This is a genomic window from Nostoc sp. (assembly GCF_036917435.1).
In the GTDB taxonomy this organism is placed as follows: domain Bacteria; phylum Cyanobacteriota; class Cyanobacteriia; order Cyanobacteriales; family Nostocaceae; genus Nostoc.
In genome coordinates this window covers 173,824-196,804 of sequence record NZ_JBALDM010000013.1, presented here as the reverse complement: position 1 = coordinate 196,804, position 22,981 = coordinate 173,824, and the positions used below count along the sequence as shown (strand labels likewise).

Below are 22,981 nucleotides of genomic sequence, written 5' to 3'. Positions count from 1 at the left end.
CTCCCTAAGAATATCGGGAGCCGGATGCACCGAAAGGCGCACGTCCGGTTCTAACAGAGAGGCGCGGAGGATAATACCTCCCACCGACTCTAACATAGTAGCTAGCAATTTTAAAAAAGAAGGCGATAGATTGGAAATGTAATAAATGATTGAAGTACATCTTAAAACCTCAACCCCTAACCCCTCTCCTTGCTAAGGATAGGCAGGGTGGTTTCATACGAAAAAAGAAAAATACATAAGTCTTGATTTCTCATGTAGAACCATAGATTTTGACCCCTCTCCAAACCTCTCCCCCACGGGGGGAGAGGCTTTAAAAACCAGTTTCAGTTTTTCTCTGGTTGTATGAAACCACCCTGCTCTCCTTGCTAAGGATAGGGGAGATAAAGCTTATTCTTTATGGGGGGGTTAAGCTGTACCTCAGTTGCTTAGTAAGCGCTAGACCCCTCTTTTTTCATTTTCCGGCAGGGCGATCGCCTTAGATAAGCAATAATCGAGTAACATCCAGATTCAGGAACTGCTGCATGAGGCACAACGCAGACGACACAGCCAACAAACACTTCAGTTCAGATGCTAACAAACTCAAAGAGAAAGCTTCTCGAAATCAAGTGATTACGGCTCCATTACCAGATCCGATTGCAAAAAATATTGAAGCGATTATTTCACTTCATACCCAGTCAGTTCAAGATATTCCCGCCCACCAGAGGATACTAGAAGCGATCGCTACATTCTTTGGGCGAGCCATATTTCTGTATAGTTTGCTAGTCATGCTGACTCTGTGGATTTTTGGCAGTTTTTTTGATCGCTTTTTGCCATTTAACCTGCCCTCATTTAGCTGGTCAAATCAAGGCTTAGACGCGGCTGCATTGGTGATTTCAACCGGAGTGCTAGTACGACAAACTCGCCAAGAAAACTTTGCCGAACAGCGATCGCAACTGATGCTACAGCTTAACCTGCTCTCAGAGCAAAAAATTGCCAAGATTATTGCTCTATTAGAAGAACTCCGTACCGATTTGCCTGATGTGATCAATCGCCATGATTCGGAAGCTCAATTGATGCAGCAAGCTGCTGACCCGATCGCAGTATTGGAAGCACTCCAGAAAAATCTAGCTGAAGAACTGTCATCCACAGAAGAAAACAATATGAGTTAATCGCAATTTTTTAGTAGATTTTTTTCTATTTAGAAACATCAAAGAAAACTTAAAGTATAATTTTTGTGTCGGTAATAACAATTCATCGTCATATTTTACTGGAGGGATACAGATGGCTCAACTCAATGGCGTAATGATGCAGTACTTTCATTGGTATATCCCTCCAGATGGCAATCTTTGGAATGAGTTTAAAGAGAAAGTCAAAGAGTTAGCTGATGCAGGTGTTACATCTGTTTGGTTGCCCCCAGCTTACAAAGGAACAGGGGGTGGCTACGATGTCGGCTACGGGGTCTACGATATGTACGATCTAGGCGAATTTGACCAAAAAGGCTCAGTTCGCACAAAGTACGGCACAAAAGACGAATATATCGCTGCTATCAACGCGGCAAAAGCTGCTGGCATTCGAGTGTACGCTGATGTTGTCCTCAATCACAAGTTAGGTGCAGACCAAGAAGAAGAAGTGGAAGCAACGCCCTATAGTCCAGACGATCGCAACCAGGCAATCGGTGAGATGCAAAAGATTAAAGTCTGGACTCACTTTACCTTCCCAGGTCGCCAGGGCAAATACTCCGATATGGAATGGCACTGGTGGCACTTCGACGCGGTTGATTATAACGTTTACAACGAAGGTGAGAACGCAATTTATCTGTTCAAAGATAAAAAATTTGACGACAACGTTGACCTGGAAAAAGGCGCTTTCGACTATCTCATGGGATGCGATCTGGATATGGAGAGTCCAGAAGTTCGTGACGAGTTGAATCGCTGGGGTGAGTGGTTTGTAGAAACCACTCAGGTAGATGGCTTTCGTTTTGATGCCGTTAAACACGTTAAAGCTGGCTTTTTCCCAGAATGGCTGCAACACTGTCGCCAAAAAGCAGGTCGCGATCTCTTTGCCGTCGGTGAGTATTGGTCTTATGAAGTTGAAGCGCTGCACCATTTCATTAGCATCACTGGTGGCGATGTGATGTTGTTCGATGCGCCATTGCACTATAACTTTAGCGCTGCCAGCACACAAGGCAATGGCTATGATATGCGGCAGATATTTGATAATACCTTGGTACAACAGCAACCTGCTTTAGCCGTCACCTTAGTTGACAATCATGATTCTCAACCTTTGCAGTCATTGGAGTCTGTAGTAGAAGCCTGGTTTAAACCGTTGGCTTATGCGTTGATCCTACTGCGAAGTGATGGTTATCCTTGTATCTTCTATGCTGATTACTATGGTGCTAATTACAAAGATAAAGGCCCAGATGGCAATGAGTATGAGATTTGGCTCGATAGTCATCAATGGATAATTGATAAATTTTTACACGCCCGTCAAACCTATGCCTATGGCAACCAATACGATTATTTCGATCACGCTAATACAATCGGCTGGACACGCTTAGGAGATGAAGAACATCCTGGCGGGATGGCGGTTGTTTTGAGTAATGGGGAAGAGGGGACTAAGTGGATGGAAGTTGGGCAACCCAACAGCGCTTACATTGACATCACCGAACATTTCAGCGAACCTATCACAACGAATGATGAGGGCTGGGCTGATTTTCGATGCAGTGCTGGTTCTGTTTCTGTGTGGGTTCCACAGTCATAGTCGGGGTTTTGTAGCATTCATGCAGAAAATTGTGCGCTTGTTACTGCCTAAGTTCTCTTTTAAGCAGTAGCAAGCGCACAATTTTATCGAATCGCTGTAATAAGCTAAAAATCTTTTAATTTACATCCTCAAAAAATAAATCTCTTGTGGGGTGGGCATCTTGCCCGCACTAATTAGGCAAATTAAATGCGCAACAGCTTACCCCTGCCTCAACGTTTCGTAGACAGGGGATGTAAAGCGGTTAATAACAATGGTGTCAATACAAGATTTTAAAACTAACCTGCGGAATGTGGGCAAAAAGTTTGTTAGCTAAATTATTCCTGGGCCTCTACCGCGTTTGTCACCCTTTTCGGTTAACTTGCCTTCTTCGTCCTGATTAACTTCTCCGAGTTCTTCAATACGTGCTGCCTTTTCCTCAGCTGCTTGTTTGCGTGCATCACCCGGTTCTTCGTAGTACATTTCCGGTTCAACTGCATAGTTATTCAACAAACCTTCTTTGTCCATAGTATAGCCGTCGGTGGTGCGTACACTTGCTGGATCGGTTTGGTCATCAGTCGCTGCATCAGCTTCCCCTTCTTCTGTGGGGAGTGTTTTGTAGTTACTTCCTTCTCTTTCCATTCGAGCAGCTGTTTCGGCTGGGATAATGCCGCGATCGTAAGTATCTACTTCAGCGCGATCGGATGAATCTATATCTCTGTTAACTGCTTCATTATTAGCCATAATTTATGTCCTCGTTAAAGAATCTATTAAATAACTTCAAAACCTAGATTAGGCTATTTTTTATCTTCGTCCTACTATCTTGAGAAGTGATTTAAAAATAAATATAATGGTATTTCCTCTATCTTTTGATGTATCAGAGATACTAATATTAAGTCCTGTTAAACACTTTTAATTTAGGTTAATTATACGAAAAAAGAGGCTTAAGCCCCTTGTTGAACGAAAAGTAGATAAGTTTCCACAGTATGCTAGTTGAATGGCTGAAAAATTTATTCGCCCAGAAATTGATTTTTCAATGATTGAATTTCCTGAGTTAATTCTTGTCTAGTTGAAGACTTCAACAGATAACGGGAAATAAACCAAGTACCGTAACTAATTCCAACTAATTCAAAGAATGCCGACAGTAGTGGAATATCATTGATTGCGTCTAGTACTGCTAGTACTAACCTAGCTGTAACAATGGCGGTCAAAATTAAAGCAACAGTTATTAGAGGCTGCTTATAATCCTGAAAAAAGCTACCTAAGTATTCGGGTAGTTTCTCTAAAAATTGAGAAACTTGTCTACTAATCTGCTGCAATTGAGATTCAGGTTCAGATGCTGGTGGTAACTTTGGCAAGTTTAGAGTATCTACACCTTCAAGTGCTAGCGTACCTTGTGATAAGGAGTTATTGATCGATTCACGTTGTTGTTGTTCGGTTTCCATAGTTTTTATTTTCGGTGATTACAAAAGTTACTGTAACGGAACTGAGCATCAATAAATATAATTATTCAGATCGTCAGTTATCAATTCTTAATGGTCAGTAATAAGTATAACTGACCATTAATCCTGAGTAGGAGCATCTAAATTTAATTTTGCCTACCTACTCACTTCGATTTATTGTGGTTTACCTGTTGGTGGAGCAATAGTTGCTTTAACAACTACAGATTTGACACCTTTAATTTGTTTAGCTAAAGTTTCAATTTTAGCCAACTCCTGCTGATTGTTGACAGTTCCTCCGACAGTGACAACTCCATCCTTTGTGGCATCAACTGTTATTTGACCCTTGGGTATGTTTGCCTCTAGTTTGGAGCGAACTTCACTTGCTAAGTCACCCTTAGCTCTGTCTGCATCGCCACCAGTGGCATCATTGCGCTGTTCGCGGGCACGGATATCAGAATTAAGTTGTCTTCTGCGAACTTCACTTTGTGCGTCTTTTTGAGAAGCTTCTGTTGTTTGTGCAGTAGGTGTTTGTGCAGCTTCGTTAGGGTTATTGGGTGCAGATTCACTTGTTTTAGAAGCGTTATCACAAGCAGCAACACCAAAGACTAAAAGGGCACTAATTAAGAAGGGGGTTAGCTTTTGCATAGGTTTAATTCGCAATCAAAAAGTGAAATTAGTTGATTTTTACGGCAGAAGTGAGGAGCAAAGCTTTCAAATTATCGCAACAGAATTCAGAATGAATTCTATTATTTTGGATTAGAGTGTTTGATCGCGACGGTCAACAATTACTACAGCAGGATCGTTTCCATGAAGGTCTGTTGAGTAATTGGTGCGATCGCTATTAACAACTGCTGTATTGTGATGCGGATGCTGGCTGACATCTGTGGCATCATAGATCGCAAATTCTTCAATACCTCGACGGTTGAGAATCGCTTCTGCTTGGTGGATTTCTGTTTCTGTACCATCGATAATTACTAAGTAGTCGCCTCTTTGGAAGCGATCGCTATAAACTTGCGCCCTATGTTCAGGAATTCCCAAGCCAACCAGTGCGCCAACAATACTGCCAGCCGCCGCACCGATCGCGCCACCAGCTAAGGTTGTCGCCAAAGCTGTTGCTACTGCGCCACCAGCAATCACAGGCCCGACTCCAGGAATTGCTAGAGTTCCAAGTCCAACTAATAAGCCAGTCAAACCACCTAGAACACCGCCTGTAGCGGCTCCAGTTTTTGCACCATCGTCAGCTTTATTACCTGCACCAACGTTTTTATCTACATCTACACCAGCGATTCCATGACTGTTTGCATCTTTGGCGATGATGGAGACTCTACTTAAGGGAAAACCTGTATCTCTTAATTCTGTGATTGCGGCTTCCGCATCTCGGCGATGAGAAAAGACTCCAATCGCGCGTCTTGCAACACCACTATCAGCGACATTAACATTAGGGGTTGGAGCGACATAATCAGCATTTCTAGCATCTGGGTTGTCATAAATACCAAATTCTTCGACACCACCCTGATGGAGAATTGCTTCTGCTCTTGTGATTTCTATATCTGTGCCATCAACGATGACCAAATAGTGTCCGCGTTTTACACGTTCGTCGTAAACTCTAGCTCGTTCTTCGGGAATTCCTAAACCAATCAATGCACCGAGCAAACTACCAGCTACTGCACCAATACCAGCGCCCGCGAGAGTTGTAGCTAGGGTTGTTGCTGCGGCTCCAGCCAGCATAATTGGCCCGATTCCAGGAATTGCCAAAGTTCCAAGACCGACTAATAAACCAGTCAATCCGCCCAAAGCACCGCCTGTAGCGGCTCCGACTTTAGCGCCATCGTCAGATTTATCGCCGACGCGATCGCGCACTTCAGCCCCAGCAATATCATCTTTGTCTCCATCTTCGGTAATGACAGAGACTCTGTTCATGTCAAAACCGACTTTTTTTAATTCATGTAGCGCATGTTCAACATCTCGACGATGAGAAAATACACCTACACCACGTTTATGTAGACCTACAACCATTATCTTTATCTCCTCAGCAAAAATCAATTATTCACTAATTTATAGCTCCTAATAACCCTTATTAATACATGTTTAGTTTTAGTTTTCATCAATCGCTTGGAAGAATTTTTGCCTCTATCATTAGGCATAGGTGTTTTCATCTAAAGGTAGTAAAAATCTTTAAGTATCAAACAATGTATATAGTTATAAGAATTAGATGTGAGCTATTTGATTGTTAACGTAAGTCGAATTTAAAATTTATTTAAAATTTAGTATAATTCCTAAATAATAATACTTGTTAAAAGTAGATTTAGAGAGGAACCCAAAACTATAAATAGTAACAATTAAGCCGCCGCTTGCAAGGAGATTGGGGTGAAACTTCGGCATAAAATAAAACTAAATAAAGCAGATTCTATTTTGTTTTAGTTTTATTAAGTTCCAAAACCACCAAGCCTTACATTATTTTATTAGTTTAAAGCTAAGAAAATAATCTATTTTTTGTAAAATACAACTTTTGGCAAACAAACTTCTTACCTAAGAAAGTGTCATTCTATCTAACTGGTAACTAAATTGATAGGTAAGCCATTTTATAAATGGTTATTTAATTGAATTCAAAAAAAGTGAAAAAGTCCTATGTTTCAAGGTGTTTTAACTATTTGGGGATGGAACTGCCAGTCCTTTGGATTAGCGCCAATAACTTTAGCTCAGGAAGTATTAACTCCAGAAGAAGCATCAGTAGTTTTTTCTGGCCCTAAAATTTTGGTAGCATTGCTAGCTGGGGTCTTAATGGCTTTTGCTTTTCAATTGTTATTTACAAACTTCTCAGTCGCTGTCGGAATTTCATCTTGGGAAATTGATTCAGATTCTGATGATGAGTCAGAAGGTTTGGGTAAAACAATTCGTAAAGTTCAAAGCAAAGTTGGTGCTTGGGTGTTAATAACCGCTAGCATTGCATTATTTATTGCTTGTTTTCTAGCGGTAAAACTGAGCTTAATCGAAAGTGCATTTCTAGGATCAATCGTTGGCGTAGTAATTTGGTCTGCCTATTTCTCACTAGTAATTTGGTTCGGTTCATCGGCAGTAGGTTCTTTAATTGGTTCTATATCTAATACTGTCACTTCTGGTTTTCAAGCTTTGATGGGTACAGCAACTGCTGGTATTGGTGCTAATGCTGCTAAAAAACAGTTAGTTTCTACTGCTGAAGATATTACAGCCGCAGTCCGGCGGGAATTAACTTCAGATTTTGATTCTGAAGGGATTAAAAATACCCTCCAAAGTTCTTTAAGTTCTCTACAATTACCAAAGCTGGATATTAAAGAAATTCGTACCCAATTTGACCAGCTTCTTAAAGATACAGATTTGCAATCTCTTGCTAATAGCGACTTATTGCAAAATATTGATCGCCAAACATTTGTTGATTTAATCAGCAGTCGCACAGATTTATCTAAAGAAGATATAAGTGGCATTGCTGACCAATTTCAAGGCGCTTGGCAACAGGCTTTAAATCGCAAGAATCCCACAGAACAAGTAATCAATTTACTTAAATCTGCCACCCCTGAAGAACTGAATTCTGAGCAGTTGGGTGAACGACTCCAACAACTGGTTACACTTGGCGGTGGTAATGGCAATGGTGTAATCAAGCAAGCTATTCAGTATGGTTTGAGTGCTGCTGCACCAGCAGTTCTGGAGCGCGTAAACTTTTCTAATATCGATGTCAAAAAAATTACAACTCAGTTGCAAAAGCTGAAAGAAAAAGTTCAAGATGTTGATATCGATCAAGTCACAGAACAATTTAAAAAGTTTAGAGAGCAGGCAAGTGAGCAAGTATCGGCAAAATTACCAATATCACTGGAAAATGCAATTAAGGCAGATGTAGAAGAGTACATATTAAATTCGTTTCCTTGGCATTTTAACCGAATTACGCTAGTAGATGAATTTAAAGAAGTCATCTATGACGTAAATGCAGATCCGACAACTGTGAGACGAGAGTTGGAAGAAATCAATCAAGAATATTTTACCAATTTACTTAAGCAGCGTGGTGATATCAGCGAAGCCAGGGTGAAAGAAATTGTTGAACAAATGGAAAGCGATCGCCTGGAAGTTTTAGAGACTGTAAAACAGGCGCAAACACGGGAAAAAGGGCAAGATTTCCGCACGCGCATCGAAGATTATCTACGTTCCACGGGGAAAGAAGAACTCAACCCTGAAGGTATTGAACGGGATTTCGCCAAGTTAGTAGAAGATCCACAAGCTGGCTTTGAAGATTTAAGTAGCCGCTTTGGACAATTTGACCGCGATACTTTTGTACAATTGCTGCAACAGCGTCAAGATGTTAGCGAAGAGGAAGCTAATAATATTGTTAGTCAACTCGAACGCAACCGCGATAATGTCTTGAATCGCGCTAGAGAATTGCAAGAACAAGCAAAAGCAAAAGCTGATGAACTGCGTCAAAGAGTTGAAGACTATCTGCGGAATACTAACAAAGACGAACTTAATCCTGAAGCGATCAAACGTGAGTTTAAAGTTTTACTAGACGATCCGCAAGCTGGAATTAGCTTGTTACGATCGCGCCTATCGCAATTTGACCGCGATACATTGGTACAATTGCTCAGTCAGCGCCAAGATTTGAGCGAAGAACAGGTAAATCAAACTCTCGATCAGCTAGAATCAGTCCGAGATAGTATTTTGCAAGTACCGCAGCAAGCCAAAGAACAGTACGAAAAAACTACCAAAGCGATCGCTGAATATCTCCGCAATACCAACTTGGAAGAACTCGATCCAGAAGGTATCAGAGGCGATTTGGAAAAATTACTCGACGATCCAAAAGCTGGGGCTTTAGCACTGCGCGATCGCTTATCTAATGTCGATCGAGAAACCTTAGTTAAACTTGTCAGTCAGCGCAAAGACTTGAGCGAAGAGCAAGTTAATCAGATCATCGATCGCGCCCAAGATGCCATTGGTGATATTATCAGAGCGCCAAAACGTTTAGCAAAACGTACCACTCAAGCAGCTCTAGATTTTGAAGCCAATCTTGAAGAATATCTGCGTAATACCAACAAAGACGAACTCAACCCTGAAGGAATCAAACGCGATTTACAATTGCTACTGTCTTCTCCCCGCGCTGGAATTGGTAGTTTAAGCGATCGCGCCTCCAAATTCGATCGTTCGACAATTGTGGCGCTATTATCCCAACGTGAGGATATCTCAGAAGAAGAAGCTAACCGAATTGTGGATCAAATTGATTCGGTTCGCAGTTCCATTGTCGAACAGTTTCAGCAGATCCAGGAAAGGGTGCAATCAGTGCTGGATGGAGTTTTTGGGAAAGTTCGCAACTATCTTAACTCCCTGGATCGTTCCGAACTCAACTATGAAGGCATTAAGCAAGACTTTGCCAAAGTATTTGACGATCCACAAGCTGGATTTGAAGCATTGCGCGATCGCCTCAGTGAATTCGATCGTGACACCTTAGTTGCTGTCATCAGTTCTCGTGAGGATATCTCTGAGGCAGACGCTAATCGCATTATCGATCAAATAGAATCAGCGCGGGATGGCGTACTGCAACGAGCCGAACGCATCCAGAAAGAAACCCAAAAACGTTTGAAAGCGATTCAAGATCAAGCTAAAAAGCAAGCCGAAGAAAGCAAAAAAACCGTTGCAAATGCTGCTTGGTGGATATTTGGGACAGCTATAACTTCCCTTGCAGCTAGTGCGATCGCTGGTGCGATCGCTGTGACTGGGCTAACTCTACCTGGTTAAAATATCTCCCTCATCAGGAATTTTGAAAAAATACAAAGTGGTATTCATTTCTAAAGAATGAATACCACTTTTTTTAGGGACAATAGAAAAAGCCCACATAAATAAAAATGCAATTATGACAACTACACTTAACTCTGCTGTTAAACCAAGAGCCGAAGATAGTTTTGCCATTAGCTTTGCACCATTGTCTCTTGAAGAAATCTATGCCAAGTCTGAAGATCCAGCCAACGGTGCTGTAGTTGTAATGAGTGGCGTAGTTCGCAATCAAACTGATGGTAAACCTGTGATTGCTTTAGAATATCAAGCTTACGAACCTATGGCATTGCTGGTATTTTATCAAATTGCTGCTGATATTCGCTTATCTACCTCTGATGTGAATCGGGTAGTGATTCATCATCGCACCGGACGTTTGCAAGTTGGAGAAATTAGCGTTTTAGTAGCAGTGGGTTGTCCTCATCGGAGTGAGGCGTTTGAAGCTTGTCAATATGCTATTGATACCCTCAAACACAAGGCACCTATATGGAAAAAAGAACATTGGGAAGATGGTTCTAGTCGTTGGGTGAGTATTGCTGCTTGCGAACAGTTAGGAGAAAATTGTTTTTAGTACAGTTTTAGTTTTGCATAATAAGCGTAGCGTTTTTAATGCAGAGGGATGCATTGGCATTGCAGAGGCACGCATTAGCATTGCAGAGGCACGCATTGGCATTGCAGAGGCACGCATTGGCATTGCAGAGGCACGCATTAGCATTGCAGAGGCACGCATTGGCATTGCAGAGGCACGCATTGGCATTGCAGAGGCACGCATTGGCATTGCAGAGGCACGCATTGGCATTGCAGAGGCACGCATTGGCATTGCAAGGTATTGCCAAATTTAATTTGCTACGAATTAATCAAATGTTGTACTTAGCAATTGGGCAAAACGGCTAAATGCGCCGCTATCAATGTATAACAGTCCCTGTTCCTCTTGTTGCAAGTCTCTTATTTACAATATTCTTTAGCGCTTTGCGTAGAATTAACACTTACTTGTGACCATTCTCTAATCACGAATTCGCTTAAACCAACGTGGGGCGATCGCTTGGCATCAAGGCTTTGCCAATCACTTTGACTTCCCCAGTCGTAAGTGTATCCTAGTTGTGTCCACGGATAATGAACAACGGTAGTTGATGAGTCACTTGGTGAACCGTAGCGGCTCTTAAATTGCTGGGTAAACCAATCTTGATAGCTCGTTGAAATTGACTCAAAGGCATTAGGCAAAGGAAATTCTAGTTCTGCCTCACGATCGCTAATGCTAGGATCTCGACTAGGACGAAAGAGCGATCGCGGTTCTACCCAAAGTTCAACAACATATCTGGTTGTAGTTGCAGAGTCTGGAGGTAAACCCAATAATTGGTTCAGTCGATACTCTAAAGATATCGGGCTAGTGGAACGGTAAGTTTTGCAGAATTTTTGTAAGTCTGGAGCAGCCGTAACCCATAAATCGCGTGGTAAAAGCATCACTTTACCCAAATTATCTGCATATCCAGCAAAGCTAGTCCAGGCTACTACTAAAACCCGGCTTTTGTCCCATTTGAGATCGGAGTTATACGAAACAATCGGAGTCAAGTTTCGATAAATTTTACGAGGTTCTGCAATTTTTGCATCCTCTACTGCATCTAGATAAGCTTGTGGTAAAGGTGATTGATCGGAAGTATTTCCTCTTGTTGATTGTGCCAGGGATGCAGAATTTAACAAGGCTGCGGTAAGACCGATCAGAATAGCAGCATAAGGGAAAACTCGCTTTTTAGTGCGATCGCTAGCCGGAACTAAATTCATATTCTTTTTTAAGATTTGGGAGATTTAAAGATAAATATGGCGATCGCCTCATAGCCCCCTCCTCGCCTGCGGGGAGGGGGTTGGGGGTGGCGTTCAGTACCTACTCAACTGAGAACCGCTATAGCGATCGCTTGTTCAATTCCAGAATGGATATTTTCTTCTTCAGCCATTCCTACTGGAAATATAGGACAAATTATTTTAAACTCTAAGAAAATTATTAAATAATATTTATATTTGCAAAAAAACAATTTTTGTTGCATTTGTTTACATAATTTCCATTCCTCTATTGAGGTTTGTAAATAATTTGTATTTCTGCAAGGAATATTCCTTTAGACTGATCTTTAACTGAAAAATGTGGGAATAAACACAAATGCATTCGTTAAATATATTTTGTCACGAATTTGTAGTTGCTGTTTCTTTTGTAGCTTGCATTCTTGGACTGGTGTTACTATGGGACAGTAAGCAACAAAAAAGTGAAGTCGAAGAAACAGAGGTGATTCTGTTTAGAATGAGCTTTACTTATTGGCTAGTTTACTGTGTAGCTTTTGGCATAGAGAAAATAATTTTACCAGAATGGGAATCTGTAGTTATGACTTTGAAAATAACTACTGCTCTGTCATATTTCTTAACTTTCTCGTGCATTCTTAGTCTGCCACTACACAAATTTGCAGTCCACCGTGTTGAAGAGTAGACATTGGAATTGGGAATTGGGAATTGGGAATTGGGCATTGGGGATGATTAAGACCTCATTGCGATCGCTAATGCCGTTTCCAGTTCTGACTGCGCCAGAGGTGTCAAAATAAATACTTCTTGTACTGTCTTCCCCTGCCGGGCAATTACTTTATAGCCGCCGCGAATTGGTACAGAGATACGCAGTTGCATTTTTGGACAATGACCTCTCGATCGGCTAATCACTCCCGGCGTTACAGTTTGGATGCCATCTTGTTGACAAAGACGTTCTAAAATTGGGATAAGACCAGAAAGGTGTGTCGAGTGATTCCAAACTAGTCTGGCAGGTTTTTGTGAAGTTGCCCGGAGTGAATCTGCGGTGGGTTTGCCCATAATAATTAAGCTGCTTCTAGAGGTGCCATTGTCAAACCTGCTCGGCGCAGCTGCTGGTGATAGAGTTCCGCAGGTTCTTGAGGGCCGACCCAAACGATCGCTTGACCTTCATAGTGTACCTGATTAGTCAGATCCCACGCGCGATCGCCACTCATCCCTGGAATATATTTCATCAAACATTCAGACACATGTTGGAATGTATTAAAATCATCATTTAATACAATCACTTTGTAATTGGGATAAGTCTTACGGATAACTTGACTAGAGCGTTCAGGAGCTATAGTTGGTGTTGTCGCCATCCCGAAAACATCTGCTGAAACTATCATAAACATAAAACAATTGGTCAATAATATTTTACAAAACTACAACTAACTAGTTTAGTCCATTGTCTGGGGCATGGGGCATGGGGCATGGGGCATGGGGCATGGGGAATGGGGCATGGGGAATGGGGAATGGGGAATTAAGAGTTGGAATTTTGTATTGGTAAAAAGTGCCCAATGCCCAATGTCCAATGCCCAATGCCCAATGCCCAATTCCCAATGCCAAATTCCCTATCGCCAATTATCCCAGTTTTCGTTAAAAATGGATGTATCAGGGAAGGCGGTGGGGTTGCCATTTTGTTGCAAAAGCCGTTTGAGAGCTTCGAGTTGTGGCTCTTGTTTAGGTAAGTTATCGACTAGTTGGTAGGGTGCGATCGCATTTTTGATGGCAAAACTAGCAACAGTTCCCGCAGCAGCGCCAGACGACCATTCAAAGGAATGGACTCGATAGGCAGCAGCAGCAATATGACTAGTAGCAATGCTTTTGCCTCCTACTAATAAATTATCAATTTTCTGGGGAATCATAGCCCTTAGAGCAATTTGGAAGGGATAAGCTTGGCCAGCACCCCGCCTTTCACCCGGACGTTCTGTGTTACCAAGGGCTTCTGCGGGACTATTCACCATGCAAGGATGGAAATCTATAGCGTAGTGACCAATACCCACAGCATCGGGGAAGATGGTAGAACGAGTCCGTCGCATTGCCTTCTCTGGTGGGACTTTACCATCAATTACTGATACTGCTTCCAAACCTGCAACAGCTGCTCGTAGCCTCCGATACATATCTGCTGGCAGAGTCTGGGAGTAATACTTATCGTTGTAATCTCGGCGAGAAATATCAATTTCCCAAATACCAAAGCCACCAGATTGTCCCCAACTGGGGCGGCCAATGATACGCCGTCCTTCACGCATATAAGGATATTTCGATAAACCATGAACTGTCCCCATCGGAGAATTTAAACCCGAAACAAAGCGGTTATTGCTTTGCTGCTGCTTTACACCATCCCCCAGTTGAGAATCTGTAGTCCCAGCTACTAGCCAATAATAGAAAGAGATGGCATTTTCTTCAGCTTTGCGGAGGGTTTCTGTCCGCAGTCCTCCCATCCAGCCCCCTGGGTTTAACTGCCCAGTACTTTGTAACTGTTGGCGACTGTAAATCAGGTTATCTTGGGCTGTTCCAGGGCGATAGTCGTTACCCCAAGTCCAGTTTTGCATCGAGATATCCCCTGGTGTCGGAGCATCAAAACTTACACCACCGAATTTTGCAGGTTTCCCTTTGTTTGGACTCCAAATGCGACGATAAGTGAAAACTAAATCAAAGTTAGCCAGTCGCGTTAATTCATAGCTAAAATATGGAGCGTATTGTAAATAGAATGGGGGCATTCTCTGCGGTTGCGGTTCCTTAGTTGCCTCCATTGCAAAGGTGTAGGTAAATCCTTGAGGGCAATAAGGATCGTTGTTGGTGCTGGAAGCAGAGGGTTCCAGGTAAGAACGGGCATCAATCCCTAATCGATAAGGGACATCAGCAAGGGCAATAATTTCTCCAGTTTCGCTGGCATCTACGATGTACCATTTCGGAGCATCCCCTTTCGCTGCCTTGGGAACGAAACGGAGAATAGTTTTGCTAAATCGAGATGAGTTTTCGTAGCTATAAGAATCTTCAATAGTTTGAGATAAAGTATAGGTATTGAGAGGTGGTGCTAATTTTGGTGGTTGATGTTGAATAGCGATCGCACTATTAATTATTTTGCCATCAGCAGCGATTTCCAAATCCTTAATTACCGTGTTGGGAAACCATTGCAACTTCCCTTTGCCCTGCTTCTCAGCATCTTTGAGCATATCGGTCAAAATGGCGTGAGCATCGCGGGGAAGAAAGCAGGATTCACTTACCCAGCAATCACCGGGGTTAAGTTTACCGTATTTGCGCCCAATGCGGTTTCGCAATTCCAGGTAGCCGCGAGAATAGAATTTGAGAGTTCGCTGAGTTGGGCGTTCGTCTAACGCAGATGTCCCTTGAGAAGAAATTTGTCCTCCCAGCCAGTCAGTAATTTCTGTCAGACAAACCGTTCGTCCTGCTAGCAACCCCTCGTAAGCTGTGGCGACACCAGATAGTCCACCACCCACAACCAAAATCTCGCAGTTTACACTTTTATCTGGGGTTCTTGGTGGTATAGCGTTCGCAGAATCAAATGCAACTAAGGTCGATATTAAATTGAAACCGATCAGCGATGTTAAGCTATAAGCTACTTTGTGTCTGTGCTTCATGGTTAAAAAACCGCTCCAAATCCTGTGTCACCTTGTAGAAGGTAGCATCTAGTAAATGTTTAACTCAAGCGATTCTTCACAAGGTAATCTACGCGATATAGCGTGGGATTAACTTGTGAAGCGAATAGCAGGCTCAAACAAGTGAAAATCTTAATAAAATAAGGTGAGCGCCTGGTTCAATTCTCACTTCACCCAATTCTTGAATATGAGCGACATTCAGCTATTGACTTATCAGAGTCTCGTTTAGTTTAAGCAGCCATTGATAACATGGCTCGTCAATTGGAGCAATGTCCCGGCGTTTCTGTGCTAAAGATTCTGTGTAAGCTATGAGCCAAGCAGAAGCAAGTTCTTGTTCAGTTGCAACCTCTTCTGCTAATGTACGAGTAAACTGTAGCTCTACCCATTCCTCAAAAGTAAGTATCTCAAGAGATATTCCAAATATTTCTTCAATTTCAAGACATCTAGATACCAATTCATCAATGCGTTCAGCTTCAAGACTTGTAACGAAACCAGCCTTTTTAACGGCGGGATGTATTTCCAGTTTTTCTGATAACTCCTCAATCTCATCTCGCAAGTATGACTTACCATACTTAGCATCCCAAGCCTCGACAATTTGCCTATCTTCTAAAAGTTCAATATCACCGATATTGCCATGCTTCTTATTGGCTGAACGCATTTGCGAAAGTGGTTTTAGCAAACCGTTGGGAAAAGCTTGATATTCTTGCATAGCCTGCATTAAACTATGCATGGCTATCTCCATTAAACGAGCGGCATAATCAGATTGATTAATATGACGCAGTATAATACTTAATGAAATTCCTTTATCAATAATTGTTGCTGCCAAAAATAAAGTCAAATTCTCAATAGTCTGGGAAGCTAATCTTCTAAAGTTATCCGCTTGATTGAGTAGTTGTGAAAGGAGATAGCGTAGTGCTAATTCAGAAACTATTTCATCTTTCTCAATTGCCTCAACAAGATTTATCCATTCAGAACGTGCGCCTCTTATATTTGCTTTATATACAGATGAATATGGATAATTTTCTGCTAGACTCCGTGTCATCATGAAACCATCCGCATTCAATTTCAGTAGTTCATATTTTCGTAATACAGGTGTAATGTATTGCCTATCAAGAGAACGCATAGAAATACCATCACACCAAGAAAAGTCTCTTTTAGCCGTACTACCTTTATGTAACCTAATACTTTGTTCCGCCTCAATTGCCTTAACGCACAACTGTAGAATTGACAAACCAACTAATGCTCTACCAACTTCGCTAGTGACTGACTGTACAAGTCTATCTAAAAGATATTTATGTGCTGGAATCAGTGGCAAGAAATCAAGATTCAATGAAAAATCTCTGCAAAATAAAATTTGTCTCTCTAAGTAACCTCCAGACAATTCTGCTGCTATTTTTTTGTACCGTGTCTTTGCAGCTTGACTCATTCCTCCTTCTTGAAAGTATTGAATTGTTCCATCAGGTAAAACCAACTCACTTCTGTTTATGTAGACTCTCAGGTGTAGCTCATTCATGATGTGTTTATAGACTTTTGCGAAGTTGCACACTTTTAGGATTTAGCGTAGGAAAAGCGTAAGGAATCAAATACTCACCTTTGGGAATTTGTGGATTTGTGTTACTATTTCTAACTTCATAACCTATAGCTCGTAGAGACTGAAGATAGGAGAAAACATCTTCTCCTTTCACACCCCATCGGTCTGCAAGCTCTGTAGCCGAAAGTTGAGTAGCAGTACCAATACACCTCGTCACACATTGGATTACACGCCAAAGTGGTTTTACTTTCAACAGAGGATGAAAAGTTATTATTCCACTAATTCGGGCATTGTATTGATAATATCCAGATAACTGAACTAAATCCGCTTTTCCTGTAGCTTCAGTTAACTTTTCTTCAAAAGCTTTCCAAAGAGATGTATATAACTGTATATCAAGAGTCTTACCACAAAGCTTAACTGAATGTGTTCCCAGAACCCATTCATCGTGACCATAAGATGGATTAATATCTATAACGAATTGATCTTCTTCACAATTATCATTGATACCTGCTGTGAATGCCCAGCATGAATCATTCAAATCGTATGATATATAAATTTTCGCACATTCAGGGCTTTGTTCACTTTTCCAAGAGAAATCAGCAGATAAAAATCTGATCATTTTTCCTTTGTTTTCATATTGAAAACGAGGTACAGATAAAATTTTTCCTGTTTTACATAAATCTGCAATTGCAGATTTAGCCTTTTTAGAATAAATTTCGGTTAACTTTCTTTTACGCTGCCGAAAACCTAGTTTTTTATTTTCAGGTAAGTAAACTATAGGAAAAGATAATTCAAATTTAATTACTTGTTCTAGAATACTAAGAGCCAATATCCGACCAAGTTGAGGAGGTACTGAATTTCCAATTTGTTCAATAGAAACTTGCCTATTCCCAATAAGTTCATAGTCATCAGGAATAGTCTGTAATCTCTTTAACTCTGCAATCGAGAATCTTCGATTTTCCCAACTGAAAGGCCCCGTATATTGTCCTCCCTGTGCTTTAATTGTTCGTGCTGGATTTGTTGGATCTGCTTTATACAAGAAATCTGAAAATTTTGACCTCCAGCTAAATATGGGGTTAGGATAACCCATCTCTTTTGTATAAAAACTATAGTTTAGTCCAGGTGGTATATGTTCGAGCAGATGTCCAAAACGTCCGCCTAAACCTAAACCTGTTTCAACCTCTGAAATATCAGCGCCTTCTACAGCTTCTCCTGCTGAATAATAAGAATTTTGATTAAGAGAATCAGGGCCATGAGTAGGATAGGGAAATAAATATTCACCCTCTTTTAATCCAACAATAAATAAACGCTCCCGATGTTGAGGTACTCCATAATCAGCGGCATCAAGAATACGAAAATAAATATTATAGCCAACTTCTCTAAAAGCTTCTTGAATTTCTTGCCAAGCTTTGCCTCCATTGGCACCAGTAATTCCGTATACATTTTCAAATAGAAATCCTTTAGGCTTAAACACATTCAGAATACGAACATATTCTTGAAAAAGTGTACCTCTAACATCAGTTGTTCCAGACACTCCTGCCGCCCTACGTCCGGCAGCAGAGAAAGTTTGACAAGGAGGGCCTCCAATAATAAAATCTACTGTTAGATGAGATTCAGGTAAATACTCTCTAATATCAATGCAGATAGGTTCAGAACCTGCTAGCCACTTATCTGGTAAGGAATTCTTTTTTAAAGTCTGAACATACTTGGCTTCAAGTTCTACCATTTGAATTATTTCAAAGCCAGCATCATGAAATCCAATGTCTAACCCACCACCACCAGAAAATAAGCTGAGTGTTTTAATAGGAGTATGTCCTTGTTGAATCAGCCATTGGCGGAGAGATTTACCAAAATTATCAGTCCATGCTGATTCTTGCCTCACTGCAAGAATGGCTAAAATATTCTGGAACCAATTTGTATTCATTGGCTCAGAGCTAGACACATCAGAGAAAAGAGACAACTGTTGCATTACGTAATCTAAATATAGCGCTTGGAGATTGTGTACAATATTCGTCAGTGGGACAAAGGGGTTAGAGGCTAGAGACTAAAGTAGTGTATTCTATCTATCTGAAAACCGCTATAGATGCTATAGATGCAAGGGATGAGGGGCTAAAGCGTAGGTTGGGCTTATTCAGAGATTGATGTGTTGCAAAGATTCTTGGAAATGGTAAATTGTCTGTTTCTCGTGCTAAAGTCCCCCTAAGTCGCCTCAAGGTCGGGAAGCTCTGCACGCTAATAGCTTTTTTCCAAGCGGCTACCAGGGCAGTTTCATTCGATCTCTTAGATATTTTGTCAAGAGTATGAGTCAGAAACTTGCTTGATTTGGTCATCGAAAAGCTACCACCTCAACGACTAAATTTCAGTGCGATGTCTACGACGGGCTACGCCTACGCGATTTTCTTGCCCAATCAGATAGATTTTTTAGTCACCTGACTTTTTTGCTTGAAACGCTTGTAAATCAGAGCCTTTTAGGGAATGAAACTGCCCTGCCAAGCGGCTGCTCTCGCCCGTCAGGAAAGCGTCACTCGAAAAAGCCATTTTAGGCTTTCTTCTGTTTTCTTCACCACACTCTTACGCTATCGCTCCGCTTCGATTAATACAGATGTGGCCCGTTCGCGCACTTGCGTTAGTACATCCGCTGTAAATTTTGTAAGTTGTATCTATTTTACTGAACTGTTTTAAGATAATTGCGATCGCAACCTACACATGAAAAAATCTGCCCAAGTTCAATCCCTACCCTAAAGATAAACTATAGATATGTGCTGATTTTGTCTCTTTTTCTGAAATTAAAAACTGCTCTTGCCGAAACTAGACAAGAGCAGTTTTTAATACCAAAGCCCAAAACAAAAATTTAGGCATCTTCAAGTTCAAATTGAGCCACTGTAACAGCGTTAAAAGCGAAAGCTAAAACTAGTGGCATCGGCGACTGAAACCAAAAGGTAAAAAGAACAGCTAAAATTGTTCCAATTACTGCGGACATCGACCACAATCTTTCTTCAAAAGTTAATCCCTTCTCAGCTTTAATCACTCTGAGAACATTCACTGGGATTGGTTCTGGCATTACGCCACCTGGCGGAAAAGCCCAGAAGTTGTTACGTCGCTCTACAAATAAATCTGTCCAGCCATTTTCTTGGCACCATGCCTCAATCCATTGAAGTGAGTAATGATTCATCATCGTGTTTCGGAGTTCAGTTTGTAGAAGTTGTGTACTCTGTGAATATAAACTCTTGGAGATTCCTAAATAACTAACTAATCGCTATAAAATTAACGCTAATTATCCAACTTTTAAGCTTTGTTAAGCAGTTGAGACGCATATAATTACGCTCAAACTTTACTTTCACTAATTAGAAGATTAGCAGTTGATGGAGGCTGTTTAATTTAAAAGACAATAAACTTTACTTGGAAGGTTGAAGGTCAAGAAATGTAAATAAATCAGTGAGTATTACTGCTTAATATCTTAAAACTCCAATCTAAAAATGAATAATTGTGAACAACCCAACAAGGATAGGCATACCCCGTCGTAGACCTTGCTTTATCCAGCTAAACTATTCCTTTAAAGTTAGTAAATTTCAAGTTTTACCTTTATCAAGAGAGATAGTTTCTGCTTTTTTGTATAGGATTCCTATTTGATTTTTGGAAAAAACTCGGTATGCCTTAATTTTCTATAATCCTTTTCCCTGCTGCCTTTTACCTAATAAGCTAATTAATTTCAGGAATCAAACTGGATTTTTATATATTCTGCTAAAGCTTGTGTAGTGTCAAAAATAACTACTAATTAATAAAATTATTGATATTTAGGACTAGAACATATTTTCAAAATCTTTATATCCTAAGACGTAGGCGATCACTATGTTGTTATGATGAATAGAAGAGACTTAAGTCACGAACAGTAGCATAGGTTATACCATTTCTGTTTGAAACTGATGCAAAACTACAGGCGGTAGGGCCAATTCACAAATTGGCCCTACTTGAGTATTAAAGTTTCGGCTATTGTTTGCATGAGTCCTATCTGCGCCCGAAGCAGTTAAATATTTACTTTTTAACCGTATAGGCACAGAGAACACAAAGCAAAAAAGAAATTTTTGGAGTCACCTTGAAAAGGCTACTAAGTATTGACATAAATAGCTAAATATGTATACAGATTTTCAAGCATCAAGTTTGATTTTTTCACTATTAGCTAACGATGCCTACGGTGGGCTACGCCCACGCTAGCCTAGAACAGCGAATTTAGTAATGCAGATAAAAGTCATTTTGTACAGTTCGTCAGTCCTTAATCTATTACATTTAATTACGTCTACCTACTCAAAGTCATAATTTACTGTCTAGCCTAGCCTGATTTTTTCATTCCAGTTTGATTTGGCGGAGTTGGGGAATTTGGTTGACGACTAGTACGAAAAGTCACATTCACGCCTTCATTCGATTGCTCCAGCACTAGTAGAGGCGTGGGTTTAGCCTTTTGATCCCAATGCATAGTAGCAATCCGACCCTGAAGTGTTGGTTGCCAACTATCTTCATTTTCTATTGGACTTAGATAAGTTTCTATACAGTCAATAATTTGACTAATAGTCGCAGAAGTTGCTTGCGTGGGTAACTTCATTAACCGGACTTGAATGCGAAACAGCACTCGTTTAGCAGAGTTCCCTGGACTCCCAGTTTCATACTCTACATCAAAAGTTTCATCTACTTGTCGTCCAGAGCTATTAGCAATTCCGACAGATCCTTGTTGTGCTTGATTTGGACGCAGAGCTTGAGTAACTTTTTCTTTGATCTGAATCTTCACCTGATTAAGGATTGCAAAATGAAACACCTCCTCTGACATCCGCATTCGCAGATAATCTAGGTTAAAATCCCGTGAGTTGACCAAATCGGGATTAGTTTCCATTTTGCGAATCGTTTCCAGCGCCAGCTTAAACTTTTTCTCTAATTCTCGCGCCCGGAATTGTTCAAACTTAAGTTTTTTCTCCAGCTTATCCTTCTGGAGCTTACTATAGACAATTAAAGCAATCACCGCTAAAGCCAGTCCTCCAGAAGTTACCAACAATAATGGTGGTATTTGAGGATTACTTGCTGGCACTTCCTGGGTTGCTTTTTTAGGCTTTGACCCTTGTAATTGGGCAAGAAACATCGAAGTGGACATGGTTGCAAACTGAAAAACTTGACTCCTGATGTTTAGGATGCCCAAATCTTCCATGCCATCTTGCTGTATGATTAATATTTTTTACAGCCTTTTACAAACCGCCTATGTCCAGACACCGGAACTTCCTTGCCCTGTCTGAGGTTTCATCTACAAGTTTTAGCAATATTCGTCTGATAGCCACCGATATGGATGGCACTCTAACTAGACGAGGAAAATTTACTGCCGCACTGCTGCAAGCTTTAGAGGATTTAGCGGCAGCTGGCATTAAGGTACTGATTGTCACAGGACGTTCTGCTGGCTGGGTAAGTGGATTGAGTGCGATTATGCCTGTGGCAGGTGGGATGGCAGAAAATGGCGGTTTGTACTTTCCACCTGGGAATCAGAAACCAATAGTATTAACACCTATTCCCGATTTAGCTCAACATCGCCAGCACTTGGCTACAACTTTTGAGTATTTACAAACTAAATTTCCCCAAATCCAAGAATCTGCTGATAATCGCTTTCGCATCACCGACTGGACTTTTGATGTAGCTGGTTTGAGTCAAGATGAACTACAAACCCTAGATAATCTTTGTCAACAAATGGGTTGGGGATTTACCTATAGCAACGTGCAGTGTCACATTAAACCCCAAAGACAAGATAAAGCTGTAGGATTATTGCAGGTATTGCGCGAATATTTGCCCCAGTACTCACCAGAACAAATTGTTACTGTGGGCGATAGTCCCAATGATGAAAGCTTATTCGATCGGCGTTATTTTCCTGTTTCTGTAGGTGTGGCAAATGTTCTGGAATATATGAATCAGTTAAAATATCACCCTGCTTATATTACCAATGCTGCTGAAGGCGAAGGATTTTGTGAGTTATCTAGTTATATTTTGAAAAGCTTGCACATCCCAAGTTAGGGAGAGCCAAACTTGCTCTACAATAATTT

General features: G+C 41.0%; 21 protein-coding genes. 7 read left to right on the top strand and 14 right to left on the bottom strand.

Annotated elements, in window-relative coordinates:
- Positions 1-521 precede the first annotated feature (521 nt).
- Together V7K98_RS06505 and V7K98_RS06500 are read left to right on the top strand one after the other, a co-directional pair.
- Positions 522-1,148, top strand: coding sequence for a DUF1003 domain-containing protein (locus V7K98_RS06505; protein WP_335019998.1), 627 nt, complete (start codon positions 522-524; stop codon positions 1,146-1,148).
- A gap of 112 nt (positions 1,149-1,260) precedes the next feature.
- Entirely contained in the window at positions 1,261-2,739 is a 1,479-nt protein-coding gene (locus tag V7K98_RS06500; RefSeq protein ID WP_335019997.1) for an alpha-amylase, read from the top strand.
- A 309-nt stretch (positions 2,740-3,048) separates the two neighbouring features.
- On the opposite strand, the gene V7K98_RS06495 is transcribed toward V7K98_RS06500, so the two are convergent.
- The 4 genes from V7K98_RS06495 to V7K98_RS06480 form a co-directional block, all read right to left on the bottom strand.
- Entirely contained in the window at positions 3,049-3,459 is a 411-nt protein-coding gene (locus V7K98_RS06495; RefSeq protein WP_335019996.1) for a hypothetical protein, read from the bottom strand.
- 266 nt (positions 3,460-3,725) lie between these two features.
- Complete coding sequence (locus V7K98_RS06490) at positions 3,726-4,160, bottom strand: CAAD domain-containing protein (protein WP_335019995.1); 435 nt, start codon at positions 4,158-4,160, stop codon at positions 3,726-3,728.
- A 171-nt stretch (positions 4,161-4,331) separates the two neighbouring features.
- A complete protein-coding gene (locus tag V7K98_RS06485; protein WP_335019994.1) occupies positions 4,332-4,802 on the bottom strand; it encodes a BON domain-containing protein in 471 nt (156 codons plus the stop codon).
- A 111-nt stretch (positions 4,803-4,913) separates the two neighbouring features.
- Positions 4,914-6,173: a histidine kinase gene (locus V7K98_RS06480; RefSeq protein WP_335019993.1), complete on the bottom strand. Its 1,260-nt coding sequence runs from the start codon at positions 6,171-6,173 to the stop codon at positions 4,914-4,916.
- A 612-nt stretch (positions 6,174-6,785) separates the two neighbouring features.
- On the opposite strand from V7K98_RS06480, the gene V7K98_RS06475 reads away from it, so the two are divergent.
- From V7K98_RS06475 to V7K98_RS06465, 3 genes are all read left to right on the top strand, one after another.
- Positions 6,786-9,908, top strand: a complete 3,123-nt coding sequence (locus V7K98_RS06475) for an MFS transporter (protein WP_335019992.1) — start codon at positions 6,786-6,788, stop codon at positions 9,906-9,908.
- A gap of 115 nt (positions 9,909-10,023) precedes the next feature.
- Positions 10,024-10,512 carry a molybdenum cofactor biosynthesis protein MoaE gene (locus V7K98_RS06470; RefSeq protein WP_335019991.1) on the top strand — a complete coding sequence of 163 codons (489 nt, stop codon included), beginning with the start codon at positions 10,024-10,026 and terminating at the stop codon, positions 10,510-10,512.
- A 13-nt stretch (positions 10,513-10,525) separates the two neighbouring features.
- On the top strand, positions 10,526-10,783 hold the full coding sequence (locus V7K98_RS06465) for a hypothetical protein (RefSeq protein WP_335019990.1): 258 nt from the start codon (positions 10,526-10,528) through the stop codon (positions 10,781-10,783).
- A 103-nt stretch (positions 10,784-10,886) separates the two neighbouring features.
- Here V7K98_RS06465 and V7K98_RS06460 read toward each other — a convergent pair whose 3' ends face one another.
- On the bottom strand, positions 10,887-11,720 hold the full coding sequence (locus tag V7K98_RS06460) for a hypothetical protein (protein ID WP_335019989.1): 834 nt from the start codon (positions 11,718-11,720) through the stop codon (positions 10,887-10,889).
- Positions 11,721-11,824: 104 nt separating this feature from the next.
- Positions 11,825-11,980 carry a hypothetical protein gene (locus V7K98_RS06455; protein ID WP_335019988.1) on the bottom strand — a complete coding sequence of 52 codons (156 nt, stop codon included), beginning with the start codon at positions 11,978-11,980 and terminating at the stop codon, positions 11,825-11,827.
- A gap of 110 nt (positions 11,981-12,090) precedes the next feature.
- Between V7K98_RS06455 and V7K98_RS06450 the strand changes: the two genes are divergently transcribed.
- Positions 12,091-12,411 (top strand): hypothetical protein, encoded by a 321-nt coding sequence (locus V7K98_RS06450; protein ID WP_335019987.1) that lies wholly within the window; start codon positions 12,091-12,093, stop codon positions 12,409-12,411.
- A 47-nt stretch (positions 12,412-12,458) separates the two neighbouring features.
- Here V7K98_RS06450 and V7K98_RS06445 read toward each other — a convergent pair whose 3' ends face one another.
- The 8 genes from V7K98_RS06445 to V7K98_RS06410 all read right to left on the bottom strand — a co-directional run bounded on the left by V7K98_RS06445 (position 12,459) and on the right by V7K98_RS06410 (position 22,050).
- On the bottom strand, positions 12,459-12,782 hold the full coding sequence (locus tag V7K98_RS06445) for a DUF2103 domain-containing protein (RefSeq protein ID WP_335019986.1): 324 nt from the start codon (positions 12,780-12,782) through the stop codon (positions 12,459-12,461).
- 5 nt (positions 12,783-12,787) lie between these two features.
- Positions 12,788-13,108, bottom strand: coding sequence for an ATP-dependent Clp protease adapter ClpS (clpS, locus tag V7K98_RS06440; RefSeq protein ID WP_442940398.1), 321 nt, complete (start codon positions 13,106-13,108; stop codon positions 12,788-12,790).
- Between the two features lie 46 nt (positions 13,109-13,154).
- Positions 13,155-13,343, bottom strand: coding sequence for a hypothetical protein (locus V7K98_RS06435; protein WP_335019985.1), 189 nt, complete (start codon positions 13,341-13,343; stop codon positions 13,155-13,157).
- The gene (locus V7K98_RS06430) at positions 13,334-15,364 is read right to left on the bottom strand and encodes an FAD-dependent oxidoreductase (protein ID WP_335019984.1); all 2,031 of its coding nucleotides are present in this window, start codon (positions 15,362-15,364) and stop codon (positions 13,334-13,336) included. The genes V7K98_RS06435 and V7K98_RS06430 overlap by 10 nt, the downstream gene beginning before the upstream one ends.
- Positions 15,365-15,584: 220 nt before the next feature.
- Positions 15,585-16,853 carry a hypothetical protein gene (locus V7K98_RS06425; protein ID WP_335019983.1) on the bottom strand — a complete coding sequence of 423 codons (1,269 nt, stop codon included), beginning with the start codon at positions 16,851-16,853 and terminating at the stop codon, positions 15,585-15,587.
- 49 nt (positions 16,854-16,902) lie between these two features.
- The gene (locus V7K98_RS06420; protein WP_335019982.1) at positions 16,903-18,882 is read right to left on the bottom strand and encodes a DNA cytosine methyltransferase; all 1,980 of its coding nucleotides are present in this window, start codon (positions 18,880-18,882) and stop codon (positions 16,903-16,905) included.
- Positions 18,883-19,764: 882 nt separating this feature from the next.
- Positions 19,765-20,088, bottom strand: a complete 324-nt coding sequence (locus V7K98_RS06415) for a hypothetical protein (protein WP_181154152.1) — start codon at positions 20,086-20,088, stop codon at positions 19,765-19,767.
- 1,152 nt (positions 20,089-21,240) lie between these two features.
- On the bottom strand, positions 21,241-22,050 hold the full coding sequence (locus tag V7K98_RS06410; protein ID WP_335019981.1) for a hypothetical protein: 810 nt from the start codon (positions 22,048-22,050) through the stop codon (positions 21,241-21,243).
- Between the two features lie 104 nt (positions 22,051-22,154).
- Here V7K98_RS06410 and V7K98_RS06405 point away from each other — a divergent pair, with 104 nt between their 5' ends.
- The gene (locus V7K98_RS06405) at positions 22,155-22,952 is read left to right on the top strand and encodes an HAD family hydrolase (RefSeq protein ID WP_335019980.1); all 798 of its coding nucleotides are present in this window, start codon (positions 22,155-22,157) and stop codon (positions 22,950-22,952) included.
- Positions 22,953-22,981 lie beyond the last annotated feature (29 nt).

Excerpts from the sequence above, each read along its gene's own strand:
- V7K98_RS06505 (WP_335019998.1), top strand. The coding sequence starts at position 522 with ATGAGGCACAACGCAGACGACACAGCCAACAAACACTTCAGTTCAGAT.
- V7K98_RS06500 (WP_335019997.1), top strand. The coding sequence starts at position 1,261 with ATGGCTCAACTCAATGGCGTAATGATGCAGTACTTTCATTGGTATATC.
- V7K98_RS06495 (WP_335019996.1), bottom strand. The coding sequence starts at position 3,459 with ATGGCTAATAATGAAGCAGTTAACAGAGATATAGATTCATCCGATCGC.
- V7K98_RS06490 (WP_335019995.1), bottom strand. The coding sequence starts at position 4,160 with ATGGAAACCGAACAACAACAACGTGAATCGATCAATAACTCCTTATCA.
- V7K98_RS06485 (WP_335019994.1), bottom strand. The coding sequence starts at position 4,802 with ATGCAAAAGCTAACCCCCTTCTTAATTAGTGCCCTTTTAGTCTTTGGT.
- V7K98_RS06480 (WP_335019993.1), bottom strand. The coding sequence starts at position 6,173 with ATGGTTGTAGGTCTACATAAACGTGGTGTAGGTGTATTTTCTCATCGT.
- V7K98_RS06475 (WP_335019992.1), top strand. The coding sequence starts at position 6,786 with ATGTTTCAAGGTGTTTTAACTATTTGGGGATGGAACTGCCAGTCCTTT.
- V7K98_RS06470 (WP_335019991.1), top strand. The coding sequence starts at position 10,024 with ATGACAACTACACTTAACTCTGCTGTTAAACCAAGAGCCGAAGATAGT.
- V7K98_RS06460 (WP_335019989.1), bottom strand. The coding sequence starts at position 11,720 with ATGAATTTAGTTCCGGCTAGCGATCGCACTAAAAAGCGAGTTTTCCCT.
- V7K98_RS06455 (WP_335019988.1), bottom strand. The coding sequence starts at position 11,980 with ATGCAACAAAAATTGTTTTTTTGCAAATATAAATATTATTTAATAATT.
- V7K98_RS06450 (WP_335019987.1), top strand. The coding sequence starts at position 12,091 with ATGCATTCGTTAAATATATTTTGTCACGAATTTGTAGTTGCTGTTTCT.
- V7K98_RS06445 (WP_335019986.1), bottom strand. The coding sequence starts at position 12,782 with ATGGGCAAACCCACCGCAGATTCACTCCGGGCAACTTCACAAAAACCT.
- clpS (WP_442940398.1), bottom strand. The coding sequence starts at position 13,108 with ATGATAGTTTCAGCAGATGTTTTCGGGATGGCGACAACACCAACTATA.
- V7K98_RS06430 (WP_335019984.1), bottom strand. The coding sequence starts at position 15,364 with ATGAAGCACAGACACAAAGTAGCTTATAGCTTAACATCGCTGATCGGT.
- V7K98_RS06420 (WP_335019982.1), bottom strand. The coding sequence starts at position 18,882 with ATGCAACAGTTGTCTCTTTTCTCTGATGTGTCTAGCTCTGAGCCAATG.
- V7K98_RS06415 (WP_181154152.1), bottom strand. The coding sequence starts at position 20,088 with ATGATGAATCATTACTCACTTCAATGGATTGAGGCATGGTGCCAAGAA.
- V7K98_RS06410 (WP_335019981.1), bottom strand. The coding sequence starts at position 22,050 with ATGTCCACTTCGATGTTTCTTGCCCAATTACAAGGGTCAAAGCCTAAA.
- V7K98_RS06405 (WP_335019980.1), top strand. The coding sequence starts at position 22,155 with ATGTCCAGACACCGGAACTTCCTTGCCCTGTCTGAGGTTTCATCTACA.